The following is a 13,649-nucleotide window of genomic DNA, read 5'->3' on the forward strand; positions in this document are numbered from 1 at the left end:
TTTACCAGCCCAAAACAGCCTTGGCTTTTTCAGGCAAAAACCCTACCGTTTCCGGCAGAAGATCACGTATTCATCACTTAAAGTTCGGCTAATATTTTTTCGTTAATTGCCTTGATCAGCGCCGGACCTTCGTAAACAAAACCGGTGTAAAGCTGAATAAGATCGGCCCCGGCTTTTAGTTTTTCCATGGCATCTTCCGCCGTCATAATGCCGCCTACGCCAATAATTCGCACGTTTTCCGGCAGTTTACCACGCAGGTATTTTATTACTTCGGTTGCGCGTTCTTTCAAAGGTTTTCCACTTAAACCACCCGCTCCAATGGCCTGAATATCGCTTAAATGGGTTTCCAGATTTTCGCGGCTGATCGTAGTATTGGTAGCAATTATACCGGCCAGTTTCGTTTCTTTCGCAATTTCTACAATATCGTCCAGCTGGCTATCGGTCAAGTCCGGAGCAATTTTGAGCAGCAGTGGTTTTGGTTTGGCTTTGGCGTTATTCTTCCGTTGCACGGCCGCCAGCAATTCCATCAGCGGTTCTTTATCCTGCAATTCGCGCAGGCCGGGCGTATTGGGCGAGCTTACGTTTACCACAAAATAATCTACCACGTCATAGAGCGCATCGAAACATTTTTCGTAATCGCGCAGCGCCTGTTCGTTCGGAGTGTCTTTGTTTTTACCAATGTTTCCGCCAATAATGATGTTGCTTTTGCGGTATTTCAGGCGGTGGGCAGCGGTTTCGGCGCCCTGATTGTTAAAACCCATCCGGTTAATAATGGCCTGATCTACGGGCAAACGGAACAGGCGCGGTTTGTCGTTGCCGGGTTGCGGACGCGGCGTTACGGTTCCAATTTCAATAAAGCCAAAACCCAAGTGCGAAAATTCATCTACCAGGAGCGCATTTTTATCGAAACCAGCCGCTAAACCAACCGGATTCGGAAACTTCAGCCCGAAAACTTCGCGTTCCAGTTTCGTATTTTTAACGGCGTAAATGCTTTCGGCAATTTTAGCGGAGAAAGGAAGTTTGAAAGCGGTCCGGAGGGCAGTATAAGAGTAATTATGAATCTTTTCAGGGTCTATCTGGAAAAGCAGCGGACGTAACAGTTCTTTATACACAAGCAGATTCAGGTGAGGTTAGCGTTATACAAATATAGAACAGAAAGCACGGATTGCCTAAGAAAACGGTATGGTTTTGGGCAGAAAAAGTAGATCGCAAAGTTCGTTTCCTGTTTTCAGCCTTCAGCCGCATTTTTTTTCGACGCCAAATTTCGCTATGCTAAAAAAAATTGCACAAAATAAATAAGAGTAAGCTAAATAACTTGTTACAATTTCTTAAATTCGCTGAAAATTTGGCCTGTAAAAGCCGGTTTCTAACGATTTTTTATGCGTTGCTTTTAAACAAAAGCCGCATTATTACTCCAAAACCGGTTAGCCCAATTGCATTTTTTATTAATAATCTAAGTAGAAATTGAAATTATTTCTGGTAATAGTTTTTTCCATGATCACCTTCGGCATGCAGGCTCAGGACAAAATCGTGGGAGATTACTATAACTATTTCGGAAGCGAGCTGAAACTGAAACCCGACTCTACTTTCGAATATAAATGGCGCCTGGAGCAATCTTCGAGCTGGACCAAAGGCACCTGGAAAGCCAAAAGCGATACGATCTTCCTGAAAATGGTGCCGGTTTACGACACCGTCTGGGTTTCTGCCACCGCCGTCCGGCTCTATTTATCGCTGAACGAAAGAGGGGAAAAAGTGGCCGAAAAAGAGCAAAGCCTGCGCCCTGGCATTACAGAAGGCCAGAACCAACACCCTATTCCCGAAAAACTTTATCTGCAAGGCACCCGCCTTTACGGCATAGAAAGAAACGGCAGCCTGCAAAAAACCAAAGTACAAGGCTACCGCACCGAACGCAAATTCGACCCGTGGTATATGCGCGTGGAAGGAAAATAAAACGGTAGGGTTTTGGGGTGAAAAAGTGAAATCCGAAAAAAGGTCATTAAATCGATAAATTCAAATGTAAAGCTTTTCTAACCCTTTCCAGACCTAATCTGCAAATTCAATTCTATGCTGAATAAAGAATTTAATCTATTAACCTTAATTACTTTATTATTCTGTCTGGTCTATTATAAAGCTGGGGGTTTAGGATTTGCAGTCAAATCAAATCTCAATTTATTGCTTACACTTTTAATCTGGGCTGGTTGGTATACATTAGTATTAACGACTTACCATAAATCAGAAAAGACCGATTCAGAAAGAACTTTTCTTGTTTTCCTGATTTTACTTATAATTTCAACACTTTTGCCAATTCTGCTTTTCCTTTTTGGGGCATTCTTTCTGGCCGAACGCCTCTTCTAGTCCTGCTTGCAAGCATAATAAATCTTCTAAAACTGATTCCCCTTTCTTTTAACTCCGCGGGTGAAAATCAGTAATGATCTGCTTTTTTTAAAAGCTTCTGAAACCTTTTACCGACATTCACCTTAATAACTATATTGGAAAACATACCAATTCCTGGTATATTTAACTTAAAATTAAAATCATGGCAAAGAACACATCAATCTTGCTCGGCGATTATTTTAATGAATTTATAGCGCAGCAGATCAAATCCGGAAAATTTTCATCGGCCAGCGAAGTAGTGCGGGCTGCTTTAAGATTATTTGAACACGAAGAATCCAGGAAAGACCAGTTAATAAACGAGCTTAAAAAAGGGGAAGAATCCGGATTTGTTAAAAATTTTAACCGGGATGCTTTTCTTTCTGAGCTACACAAAAAACACCTTGCTGAATAATGCAATACAAAATTAGTAAGGAAGCACAGCGGGATATTGAAAAGATATGGCTTTACACCTTCGAAAACTGGTCTGTTGAGCAGGCGGATTATTATTTCAACCTGCTGATTAATGAAATTGAAGTTTTATCCGAAAATCCAAAATTCGGGCAAGACATCAGTTTAATCAGAAAGGGTTACTTCCGCTCTAAGGTAAAATCGCATTTCATTTATTACCGCATCAATCCGAAAAAAGAAGAAATTGAGGTCATCAGAATTCTACATCAGCAAATGGATACTGACACACAATTAGGCCTTTAAAATTCCACTTGCCAACATCCGCAAATCTTACTAACTCCGCGGGTGAAAATCAGTAATGATCTGCTTTAAATAATCCCGGTCCAGGTGCGTGTAAATCTCAGTGGTCGTAATACTTTCATGGCCCAGCATTTCCTGCACTGCCCTTAGATCCGCGCCGCCTTCTATTAAATGCGTAGCAAACGAATGCCGGAACGTATGCGGACTGATCGTTTTCTGCAAGCCAATTTTCTGCGCCAGCTCTTTAATAATCAGGAAAACCATTACGCGGGTAAGTTTGGCGCCGCGGCGGTTCAGAAACAGAAAATCTTCCTGCCCCGGTTTTATCTTCAAATTCTTCCGGAAATGGTCTAAATAGAGCTGAATATATTTCAGCGCGTCGCGGCCAACCGGCACCAACCGTTCTTTATTGCCCTTGCCCACCACTTTCAGAAAACCCATATCCGGGTAAAAATTACTCAGCTTCAGTTCCACCAGTTCCGAAACCCGCAAACCTGAACTGTACAGCGTTTCCAGCATGGCTTTATTCCGTGCGCCTTCCGGTTTCGAAACATCAATGGCCGCAAACAATTCCTCGATCTCCTGAAAATTCAGCGTATCAGGCAGTTTGCGACGCAGTTTCGGAGCTTCCAGGTTTTCGGTCGGGTCGGCGGTTGCCAGGTTTTCCATGATCAGGAATTTATAAAACGCCCGGATGCCCGATAAAATACGCGCCTGGCTCGTAGCCGACATGCCCAATTCATTCACCCACTGCAAAAAGCCCTGCAAATGCGCCGGCGTAACTTTAGAAGGATCTACATTTTGATTTGTAGCTTCCAGAAACGAACGCAGCTTACCCAGATCATTCCGGTAAGCCTCCACCGAATTCCCGCTCAGCGATTTTTCCAACTGCAAATAACTCTCAAACTGTTTCTGGTAGATCGACCAATTCATTTTAAATGGTTTAATGGTTGCATTGTTAAAAGGTTGATTCAAAAACGGTATGGTTTTAACCGAAAAAAGTCAACCGACAATATTCTATAGCGATCCAACCAATTAGCCATTAAACCATTTAACAATTCAAGCCGCAAAGATAGCGAAATCCCGTACCTTTGTTTTCCCTGAAAAAACGCATGTACTTTCTCCTGATTTCAATTTCTAATTTTTAATTATTAATTTCTAATTAAAAAGAAACGCTATCCTTTTTGCCCCGAAAACTATGAAGATCTGCATCATCAACGGCCCGAACCTGAACCTGCTAGGTCGTCGGGAAACTAGTATTTACGGCTCAAAATCCTTCGAATTATATTTACCAGAACTGAAAGAAACGTTTCCGGAACTGGAGCTTGAATATTTTCAAAGTAACCACGAAGGCGAAATTATTGACAAATTGCACGATACGGGTTTTTCCGGTTATAAAGGTATCGTTTTGAACGCCGGCGGCTATACGCACACATCTGTAGCCATTTCCGATGCTGTGGCCGCGATCGAAACGCCAGTAGTAGAAGTTCATATTTCCAATATTTTCGGGCGGGAAGAATTCCGGAAAAGCAGCTTACTGGCCAAACATTGCAAAGGCTCCATCTCCGGTTTCGGGCTGGAAAGTTACCGGCTGGCCTTGCATTATTTTTTAAGCCTGAAACCCCGCAAATTAGGCTTCGGCACGCATCAATAATCAGCCGAAACTTTTGTTTCTTCGTAGGCAAAAAACTGCTCCGGGCTGCTTCTTTTTCATTCCGCACAAAAAACGGTAGGCTTTTTGTGTAAAAAACTGCTTTGCTTCCCGCAAAAATATCCAGATTCGTGCTACTTGATACCCGCTACTGCCATGCTGCTCAACTTTTATCCCGGCCCATCTAAAATTTACCCCGAAGTTCGCCAATATTTAACTGATGCTTACGACGGCGGCGTAATAAATATTCCGCACCGTTCCGAAACGTTTATGCAGCTCATGCGGGCCACGGTAAACAGCCTGAAAAAGAAGCTGAATATTCCGCACGATTACTATATTTTCTTTACTTCGTCGGCTACCGAATGCTGGGAAATTATTGCGCAGAGCTTCACTTTTTCGCAGAGTTTTCACCTGTACAATGGTTCTTTCGGGCAGAAATGGTTTGAGTACGCGCAGAAAATTTGTTCCGAAACGCAGGCCCACGAATTTCCGCTGGAAGAACTCATCGATACCGCAAACCTCGAAATTCCGGAAGACGCCGAAGTGGTGTGCATTACCCAGAACGAAACCAGCAACGGTACGCAGATAAATGCCAATACCATTCTGAGCCTGTATAATAAATGCAAAGATCAATTGCTGGCCGTAGATGCCACTTCCAGCATGGCCGGTTTGAATTTGAAATACATTAAAGCCGATATCTGGTTTGCCAGCGTACAGAAATGTTTCGGGTTGCCGCCGGGCATGGCCGTAATGGTTTGCTCGCCGCGCGCACTTTACCGGGCCAAGAAACTCGACGAGAAGAACCATTACAACAGCGTAGTTCTGCTCTACGAAAAAATGCTGAATTACCAGACTTCCTACACCCCTAACACGCTCAATCTGTATTTAATGTATCGGGTTCTGGAACAACGCGAACTCATTAAAACCATTGATCAGCAGTTGGTGCAACGTGCGCAAAACCTCTACGATTTTTTCGAACCATTCACGCAGTTCCGACCATTAATCACCAATCCCGAAGTGCGATCCAATACCGTAATTACGTTGCATGGCCATCATAAACTGGTGGAAGACATCAAGAAAAATGCTGCTGCCAACAATATTCAGCTCGGCAATGGCTACGGAAAATGGGCCCGCGATACCTTCCGCATTGCTAATTTCCCCGCCAATACCGATACCGAATTCGAAATCCTGAAAGATTTCTTCAGCAGGAATTATAATTGAATGCGTGATTGACTGACCAGATGATTGAATGTTATTTCAGCTTGCAATCATTCGCGCAATCAATCATTTCTTCTTTCCGTAAAAGCCTTAATTTAACAAGACAAACTCCTTTACTACCCAGCCCGCACCTATGGAAAACATTATTGAACAAATCAGTATTAAGGAAATTACATCTGTAAGCCTTATCCTGTTTGCTGTGATCGATATTCTGGGTTCCATCCCGATCATTATTACCCTGCGCCAGCGCGAAGGCGTGATACATTCCGAAAAAGCAACCATCGTAGCCGGCATGATCATGATCGTTTTCCTCTTCCTGGGGCAATCCATCCTTTCACTTTTCGGCATCGATTTCCAGAGTTTTGCCTTGGCTGGTGCGCTCATTATTTTTCTCATCGGTATGGAAATGGTTTTGGGCATTCACCTGTTTCAATCTAACCCGGAAGCTAAAACCGGGTCAATTGTTCCGCTCGCATTCCCGCTAATTACCGGTGCCGGCACCATGACTACGCTGCTTTCACTCCGCGCGGCTTATTCTTTACCAAACATTCTCATCGGTATTGTGCTCAACTTATTTTTTGTTTATGGCGTTCTGAAATCATCGGGTTGGCTTGAACAGAAACTGGGCTCGGGCGGTACCGAAGTGCTGCGTAAGGTTTTCGGCGTGATTCTGCTGGCTATTGCTATCAAGCTTTTCAAAACCAATATTAATCTGGAAGGCATCCTGGCAAAACCGTAGGCTTTTTAGCCCGAAAAGTACTCCTTTTGATTCTTGTTATTTCATAAAAAGTTTTTTAATTTCATGGCTTAACCGCGACGCTATGAAATTAAAAAACATTTTTATGCCCGTAAGTCTGCTCTTTGCTTGTTCCATAGCTCCTGCTGCCCTGGCGCAAACAAGTTCTGGTGAACCAATTGCTCCTGGTAAGCACAGCCTCAGCATTAGGGTTGGCACGCTTTCCAGCAACCGCATGATCAATTCCCTGAACGATTTCAATACAAAAGCTTTTACCCCTTTCTTTAGCGGCATGTTTACCGGAAGATCCGTAAAAGCCGAAATTACCGATCGCCGGAATCCTCCGGCCGTTTCGCTGGCTTATTTTTACAACGTCAGCAACCGGTTTGCCCTAGGTGCCAACGCCACATTGGAAAGCACTTCGGCAAAATTTAAAGTAGACGATGCCTACGTGGGCAGTTTTAAAAGGCATTATATAACCGCCGCCGCTGAAGCTACTTATGCCTATGACCTGGGCAAAAAAACCGAATTTTATGCGCTCTTAGGCCTCGGCTATTCCTATTCCAAACCTTACGAAAAAGTCCCGCCGGAATGGGAAGGCCGCTTTTTAACCCGCAGAATTCACCCTAATATTCAGTTTACCCCGCTCGCTTTGCGCACCACAACCAACGAAAAACTCCGCTTTGCTTTTGAAGTCGGTTTCGGCTACAAAGGCCTGCTGAACGCCGGCCTAGATTACCGGTTTTAATTCCCTTTTCTGAAAAAAAAAAACAGCGCTTTCAAAGACCGGATTTTCTAATCCGGTCTTTACTTTTTTAGCCCAAAACCCTACCGTTTCTAAACCAAAAGCCTAAAAAAGAGTAAACCCCATACTTTGCTTGCGATTGGCAGCCTGGCAGAAAGCAGGAATCATAACCTCTGCCCTGCAGGCTGCGTTTCAGCAAAAAAACCGGCAGCCAAAGTGGCCTGACCGGCAAAAACTCAACTCAGATTACCTTCTCTTACATGATCAGTGAAGCAGAATTAGCAACGGAAGCGCACGGATTCTTCGGCAACGCCCTGCAATTATTAGCACAAAGCGGCATCCCGTTTTTAGTGGGTGGCGGCTTAGCTTTAAGGCAATACACCGGCATTATCCGCGACCTTAAAGACCTCGACCTTTTTTGTAAAGCCGGCGATTATCCGCGCATTTTAAAATTTTTCGCCGATCAGGGTTTTCATACCGAACTGACCGATGTGCGCTGGCTGGCCAAAGTTTTTAAAGACGATTATTACATCGATATTATCTTCAACACGGTAAACAACATTAATTACGTAGACGATATCTGGTTTCAGCACGCTACCGACGGCGAAGCGTACGGCGTACCGGTAAAATTTATTCCGGCCGAAGAACTGATGTGGTGCAAAATTTACGTGCAGAACCGCGAACGTTATGACGGCGCCGATGTGAACCACATTATTGTGAAATACGGCAATTTCCTGGACTGGCACCGCATCTGGAACCGCATGGAACAACACTGGCATTTGCTGTTCGCCCAGATCCTCATTTTCCAGTTCGTTTACCCCACCGAGCGCGATATTATTCCCCGCTGGCTTTTCGATATTCTTATTGAAAAAGCCAAAGGCCAGTTCGATATGCCGCTGCCGGTAGAGCGCGTTTGCCTCGGCCCCATCATCGATCAGACGCAGTACCGCACCGATATCATGGATTCCGAATTTAAAGTGATCACCATTAAAACCATATAAGCTTTATGGAAGAAAATCAGAAAGCTGTAACCCGCATTGCCTGCGTCGGCGATATTCACGTGCAGGAAAATGACCAGGGAAAATGGCACGAATATTTTAAACAAGCCTCCCTGGCCGCCGATATCTTAATGCTTTGCGGCGACCTGACCGATACCGGTCATTTGGTAGAAGCTGAAGTTTTAACTGAAGAATTAAAAGGTTGTACCATACCGGTAGTGGCAGTTTTAGGCAACCACGATTACGAACGCAACGAACAGCGCCAGATCAAAAAAATACTGGAGCACGCCGGCGTACACGTGCTCGATGGCGAATCGGTGGTTATCAACAACATTGGCTTTGCGGGCGTGAAAGGCTTTGGCGGCGGCTTCGATAAGTTTATGCTTTCAATGTTCGGCGAAAAAATGTTCAAGGATTTTGTGCAGGAAGCCGTAGATGAATCTTTGAAACTAGACCGCGCCCTTCAGCATCTGGAAGGCAATTACGGCGATATTCCTAAAATTGTGATGCTGCATTACGCGCCCATAAAAGCAACCATAGAAGGCGAGCCGCCGGAAATTTTCCCATTCATGGGCTCATCGCGCTTGGTAGAGCCGATCAACCGCCGGCAGGTTTTAGCCGCGTTTCACGGTCATGCCCACGTTGGCACTTTAGAAGGAAAAACTTCGGCCGGCGTGCGCGTTTTCAACGTAGCCAAACCAATTCTAACCCGCGCCGGTCTGCCTGGTTTCTTCATTTTCGAAGTTGGCAACGAACCCGAAATGACGGTAAACCACGAAGCCTGAAACGGCGGAAAACGCTATGCTTTTGGCACAAAAAACTCACAAGCCTTTCTGTAACGGAAGGCTTTTTTTGTTATCTTAGCTTTCAGATTTTTCAATTTACAACCTAATAAAAACTATGGCCCATTTAACTCCCTACCTTGCTTTTAACGGAAACTGCCGCGACGCAATGGAATTTTACAAAACTGTTTTCGGCGGCGAACTCATGATGCAGACTTTCGGCGAAGCGCCGGTAAATGCTTCTGAGGCCGATAAAGGTCGCATTATGCACGCGCAATTAAGCAGCGGCAATTTTATGCTAATGGCTTCCGATGGCATGCCCGATCATCCGGTAACTTTCGGTAACAGCGTAACCATTTCGGTGCATCCGCAAAGCAAGGAAGAAACAGAAAAACAGTTCAATGCACTTTCTGAAGGTGGACAAGTAACCATGCCGCTTTCCGATACTTTCTGGGGCGCTTATTTCGGCATGTTAACCGATAAATTCGGCATTCCGTGGATGTTCAATTTCCAGAAAGAGCAGCCCAAAAACAGCTAAAAAACCCTATGCTTTTAAGCTAAAAAACTATCAAAGCCTTTCCTTAAAAAGAAAGGCTTTTTTCTTTACTTTTAACTTTCTGAAACCAGTAAAAACGGTATCGGTTTCCCTGTAAAAAGTACTTTAAATTATCCCGAAACATGCTAAAACGCTTCCTGTTCATACTTCCTTTTGCTTTTGCAGCATTTTCCTGTAATGGTCAGCAATTTACCCGGCAAGATACTTTGCGCGGCAGCATTACACCGGAGCGTGCCTGGTGGGATCTTAACTTTTATCGTCTCAAAATTAAAGTCGATCCGGGAAGCAAATCAATTTCCGGAAGCAACCTTATTCGCTATAAAGTTTTACAACCGGCGCAGGTTATGCAAATAGACCTGCAACCACCTATGAAGCTCGAAAAAGTAACGCAAAACGGTAGGGAATTACAGGTAAAAACTGATGGCAACGCGCACTTCATTACCTTACAGGAAAAGCAAATTCCCGGCGAAACTAAGGCAATAGAAGTTTTTTACAGCGGTAAACCTAAAGAAAGCAAAAACCCACCCTGGAGCGGCGGTTTCACCTGGAAAAAAGATATGAATGGCAATCCGTTTGTAGCAACCAGCTGCCAGGGCGAAGGCGCGAGTTTGTGGTGGCCTTGCAAAGATCACATGTACGACGAACCCGACAGCATGCAGACCAGCGTTACCGCACCCGGAAATTTAACGGCAGTTTCCAACGGCCGCCTGCGCAAAACTGATTCCAATACTGACGGAACAAAAACGTTTCACTGGGCCGTAACCAACCCGATAAATAATTACGGTGTGAACGTAAACCTCGGCGATTACGTGCATTTCGGTGAAAAATATCAGGGCGAAAAAGGCGTGTTGGATTGCGACTATTACGTGCTCCGCGCGAACCTTGAAAAAGCTAAAGAACAATTTAAGCAAGCTCCAAAAATGCTGCAGGCCCTGGAGCATTGGTTCGGCCCCTACCCTTTTTACGAAGACAGTTACAAACTCGTGGAAGTACCTTATTTAGGCATGGAACACCAAAGTTCGGTAACCTACGGCAACGGCTATAAAAACGGCTATTTAGGAACCGATCTAAGTGGAACCGGCTGGGGCCAGAAATTCGATTTTATTATCATTCATGAAAGCGGCCACGAATGGCTTGCGAACAATATTACCTACAAAGACATCGCCGATATGTGGATCCACGAAAGCTTCACGAATTATTCCGAAGCGCTTTACCTGGATTTTCATTTCGGTAGAAAAGCCGGCAACGAATACGTGATCGGGTTAAGGAAAAAAATTGCCAACGACAAACCTATTATCGGGAAATACAATGTAAACAACGAAGGCTCCGGCGACATGTATTACAAAGGCGCCAACATGCTACACACCATCCGCCAGATCATTAACGACGACAATAAATTCCGGGAAATTCTGCGCGGCCTGAACAAAGATTTCTACCACCAGACCGTTACCACGCAGCAAATAGAAAACTACCTTTCCGAAAAATCCGGCCACAACTTAAAACCCATTTTCGATCAGTATTTACGCGACGTACGCATTCCGCACCTGGAATACCAGACCGAAAAAGGCAAACTGAAATACCGTTTTACCAACGTAATTCCGGGCTTCCAGATGTTGGTAAAAACCTACGTAAACGGCCAGGAAAAGTGGTTGCGCCCAACTTCTGAATGGCAGGAATTACGAGATCTTCCAAAGAAATTCAACTTTATAACCGACGAAAACTTCTACATTACTTCCGGTGTAGCTTCAAAAAAATAAAAAAAAACTCCCCTCCTTTTCAAGGAGGGGTTGGGGATGGTTATTTCACATTATCATTCACCTCTATAAATACAAAAAACGCTATCCCTTTCCGCTTAAAAACTATGAAATTCGACCTTGCTTTATCCATTCAAATTTTAGAGCGCACGCCGGCGGTTTTGCAAGCGTTGCTGGGTGGTTTGGCAGAAGCCTGGACCCTGGAAAATGAAGGCGAAAATTCCTGGAGCGCTTTCGATATTGTGGGCCACCTCATTCAGGGCGAAAAGAAAGACTGGCTGCCGCGCACAGAAATTATCCTGAACCGCACCGAAAATAAAGCATTCGAACCTTTCGACCGGTTTGCGCAATTCGAAGCCAGTAAAGGCAAAACCTTAACGCAACTTTTAACCGAATTCAAACACCTGCGCGCCGAAAATATTCTGCTTTTAAGGTCGCTGCAACTCACCGAAACCGACCTGGATAAAACCGGGCAGCATCCAGCTTTCGGCGAAGTAACCTTGCGTCAGCATTTAGCCACCTGGACCGTGCACGACCTGGGCCACATCAGCCAGATTACACGCGTTATGGCCAAACAATTAAACGCTGAAGTGGGCCCCTGGCTCGAATATTTGCCAGTTTTGCAGAAATAATTATCATTAAATTTAATCCGGAATTGAGGAACATTAATTTAGAAACGCATGACACCAGCAGAAGCACTTTTTCATAAGATCACCCAGGAAACGTCCGAAGCAACTCCGGGCAAAATGTTTGGCGCGCTATGCATAAAAGCACCCAACAACAAAGCCGCCGTGCTCTTCAAAAACAACAATATTGCCTTCAAACTTCCCGAGCCCGAACTTTCTGAAACGCTAAGCCTGGACGGTGCAAAAGTCTTCGATCCGGCCGATGGTCGCCCGATGAAAGGCTGGGCAGAACTACCGTTTACTTATGCCGAAAAATGGCCTGAACTGGCACAAAAGTCCCTCGCTTTTGTAAAAACGCTTAAATAAAAACGCTAGCCGTTTCCCTCCAAAAAACTCCGTACCTTTGCAGCCCTGAATTAATTTTTATTCCAATTTACATTAACCAATGCTCGTTACTTCCGAAGTTCAGCTCGAATCTATTATTCTGCACAAAGTTGGTAATAAAAGCCGCGAAGAAGGTATGAAACTTTCCAAAGGCGAACTGAAACTCGACGGCTTTGTGAAGGAACTGCTCATGAAATATTTTCTTTCGCCGTTCAAGCAGGAAGAATATTTCAACCTGCACCACGAATCCGACATTAACCTGAACGAGGTATTTGCCTTTTGCGCCAACATTTTCGATAACCCGGAAACGTTTCACGAGCAATCTATAAACCTGGCCAAACATTTATACGAACAAAGCAATCACCCTAAAATAAAGGAAGGCGAATTTTACGTTACCTTCATGAAAGATCTGGTGGTGCACGGCGAAGCGGTAGATGCCATTGGTTTATTCAAATCGGAATCGAAGGAAGCGTTTTTAAAAGTTTACCCGAACGGCGACAATTTCGACATCGACAGCGAGGACGGCGTAAACATCAATAAGCTCGACAAAGGCGCCCTTATTTTCAACACCGACCGCGACAAAGGTTTTATGGTGGCCACCGTAGATAACCTGAACAAAGGCAATGAAGCCCAATACTGGCGCGAAGAATTCTTACGCCTGAAATCGCGTGAAGACATTTACTTTCACACCAGCAACATGATGAACCTCTGCAAGAATTTTGTGGAAGAACACCTGCCGGAAGTTTTTGAAATTAACCGCGCCGACCAGGCCGACCTGCTCAACAAATCAGCTTCGTACCTGCGCGAAAAAGAAAGCTTTAACATCAAAGAGTTTCAGGAAGAAGTAATTGCCCACCCCGACCTGATCGAAAGTTTCCAGGAATTTAAGGAACAGTACGCCAGCAACAACGAAATTCCGATCTACGACGAATTCGATATTTCTACGGCGGCGGTAAAAAAGCAAAGCAAGATCATGAAAAGCATTATCAAGCTCGATAAGAACTTTCACATTTACGTGCACGGCCAGGCTTCGCAGATCGTAAAAGGCTACGATCAGGAAAAAGGTATGCACTTTTATCAGCTATTTTTCCACGAGGAAAGTTAATAGTCAGCAACGT

General features: G+C 44.5%; 16 protein-coding genes. 14 read left to right on the forward strand and 2 right to left on the reverse strand.

The window, feature by feature from the left end; all coding sequences use genetic code 11:
- Positions 1 to 77 precede the first annotated feature (77 nt).
- Positions 78 to 1,112, reverse strand: a complete 1,035-nt coding sequence (locus ACFPIB_RS15485) for a quinone-dependent dihydroorotate dehydrogenase (RefSeq protein ID WP_378018378.1) — start codon at positions 1,110 to 1,112, stop codon at positions 78 to 80.
- A gap of 352 nt (positions 1,113 to 1,464) precedes the next feature.
- Here ACFPIB_RS15485 and ACFPIB_RS15490 point away from each other — a divergent pair, with 352 nt between their 5' ends.
- The 3 genes from ACFPIB_RS15490 to ACFPIB_RS15500 all read left to right on the forward strand — a co-directional run bounded on the left by ACFPIB_RS15490 (position 1,465) and on the right by ACFPIB_RS15500 (position 3,084).
- Positions 1,465 to 1,950 carry a hypothetical protein gene (locus ACFPIB_RS15490; protein WP_378018379.1) on the forward strand — a complete coding sequence of 162 codons (486 nt, stop codon included), beginning with the start codon at positions 1,465 to 1,467 and terminating at the stop codon, positions 1,948 to 1,950.
- A gap of 586 nt (positions 1,951 to 2,536) precedes the next feature.
- Positions 2,537 to 2,785 carry a type II toxin-antitoxin system ParD family antitoxin gene (locus tag ACFPIB_RS15495; RefSeq protein ID WP_378018380.1) on the forward strand — a complete coding sequence of 83 codons (249 nt, stop codon included), beginning with the start codon at positions 2,537 to 2,539 and terminating at the stop codon, positions 2,783 to 2,785.
- Entirely contained in the window at positions 2,785 to 3,084 is a 300-nt protein-coding gene (locus tag ACFPIB_RS15500; RefSeq protein WP_378018381.1) for a type II toxin-antitoxin system RelE/ParE family toxin, read from the forward strand. The genes ACFPIB_RS15495 and ACFPIB_RS15500 overlap by 1 nt, the downstream gene beginning before the upstream one ends.
- A 30-nt stretch (positions 3,085 to 3,114) precedes the next feature.
- Here ACFPIB_RS15500 and xerD read toward each other — a convergent pair whose 3' ends face one another.
- Complete coding sequence (gene xerD / locus ACFPIB_RS15505) at positions 3,115 to 4,014, reverse strand: site-specific tyrosine recombinase XerD (protein ID WP_378018461.1); 900 nt, start codon at positions 4,012 to 4,014, stop codon at positions 3,115 to 3,117.
- A 265-nt stretch (positions 4,015 to 4,279) separates the two neighbouring features.
- On the opposite strand from xerD, the gene aroQ reads away from it, so the two are divergent.
- The 11 genes from aroQ to ACFPIB_RS15560 all read left to right on the forward strand — a co-directional run bounded on the left by aroQ (position 4,280) and on the right by ACFPIB_RS15560 (position 13,636).
- Positions 4,280 to 4,735 carry a type II 3-dehydroquinate dehydratase gene (gene aroQ / locus ACFPIB_RS15510; protein ID WP_378018382.1) on the forward strand — a complete coding sequence of 152 codons (456 nt, stop codon included), beginning with the start codon at positions 4,280 to 4,282 and terminating at the stop codon, positions 4,733 to 4,735.
- Between the two features lie 153 nt (positions 4,736 to 4,888).
- The gene (locus ACFPIB_RS15515) at positions 4,889 to 5,953 is read left to right on the forward strand and encodes an aminotransferase class V-fold PLP-dependent enzyme (protein ID WP_378018383.1); all 1,065 of its coding nucleotides are present in this window, start codon (positions 4,889 to 4,891) and stop codon (positions 5,951 to 5,953) included.
- A 130-nt stretch (positions 5,954 to 6,083) separates the two neighbouring features.
- On the forward strand, positions 6,084 to 6,689 hold the full coding sequence (locus ACFPIB_RS15520; RefSeq protein WP_378018384.1) for a MarC family protein: 606 nt from the start codon (positions 6,084 to 6,086) through the stop codon (positions 6,687 to 6,689).
- A gap of 82 nt (positions 6,690 to 6,771) precedes the next feature.
- Complete coding sequence (locus ACFPIB_RS15525; protein WP_378018385.1) at positions 6,772 to 7,434, forward strand: hypothetical protein; 663 nt, start codon at positions 6,772 to 6,774, stop codon at positions 7,432 to 7,434.
- Positions 7,435 to 7,691: 257 nt separating this feature from the next.
- Complete coding sequence (locus tag ACFPIB_RS15530) at positions 7,692 to 8,432, forward strand: nucleotidyltransferase (protein WP_378018386.1); 741 nt, start codon at positions 7,692 to 7,694, stop codon at positions 8,430 to 8,432.
- A gap of 5 nt (positions 8,433 to 8,437) precedes the next feature.
- Complete coding sequence (locus tag ACFPIB_RS15535) at positions 8,438 to 9,214, forward strand: metallophosphoesterase family protein (protein WP_378018387.1); 777 nt, start codon at positions 8,438 to 8,440, stop codon at positions 9,212 to 9,214.
- Between the two features lie 115 nt (positions 9,215 to 9,329).
- Positions 9,330 to 9,749, forward strand: coding sequence for a VOC family protein (locus ACFPIB_RS15540; RefSeq protein WP_378018388.1), 420 nt, complete (start codon positions 9,330 to 9,332; stop codon positions 9,747 to 9,749).
- A gap of 140 nt (positions 9,750 to 9,889) precedes the next feature.
- Entirely contained in the window at positions 9,890 to 11,524 is a 1,635-nt protein-coding gene (locus ACFPIB_RS15545) for a M1 family metallopeptidase (RefSeq protein ID WP_378018389.1), read from the forward strand.
- 104 nt (positions 11,525 to 11,628) lie between these two features.
- Entirely contained in the window at positions 11,629 to 12,153 is a 525-nt protein-coding gene (locus ACFPIB_RS15550; RefSeq protein WP_378018390.1) for a DinB family protein, read from the forward strand.
- Positions 12,154 to 12,201: 48 nt separating this feature from the next.
- The gene (locus ACFPIB_RS15555; RefSeq protein WP_378018391.1) at positions 12,202 to 12,513 is read left to right on the forward strand and encodes a hypothetical protein; all 312 of its coding nucleotides are present in this window, start codon (positions 12,202 to 12,204) and stop codon (positions 12,511 to 12,513) included.
- 79 nt (positions 12,514 to 12,592) lie between these two features.
- Positions 12,593 to 13,636 (forward strand): nucleoid-associated protein, encoded by a 1,044-nt coding sequence (locus ACFPIB_RS15560; RefSeq protein WP_378018392.1) that lies wholly within the window; start codon positions 12,593 to 12,595, stop codon positions 13,634 to 13,636.
- Positions 13,637 to 13,649: the final 13 nt, after the last annotated feature.

The organism is Adhaeribacter terreus (genome assembly GCF_042657365.1).
In the GTDB taxonomy this organism is placed as follows: Bacteria; Bacteroidota; Bacteroidia; order Cytophagales; family Hymenobacteraceae; genus Adhaeribacter_A; species Adhaeribacter_A terreus.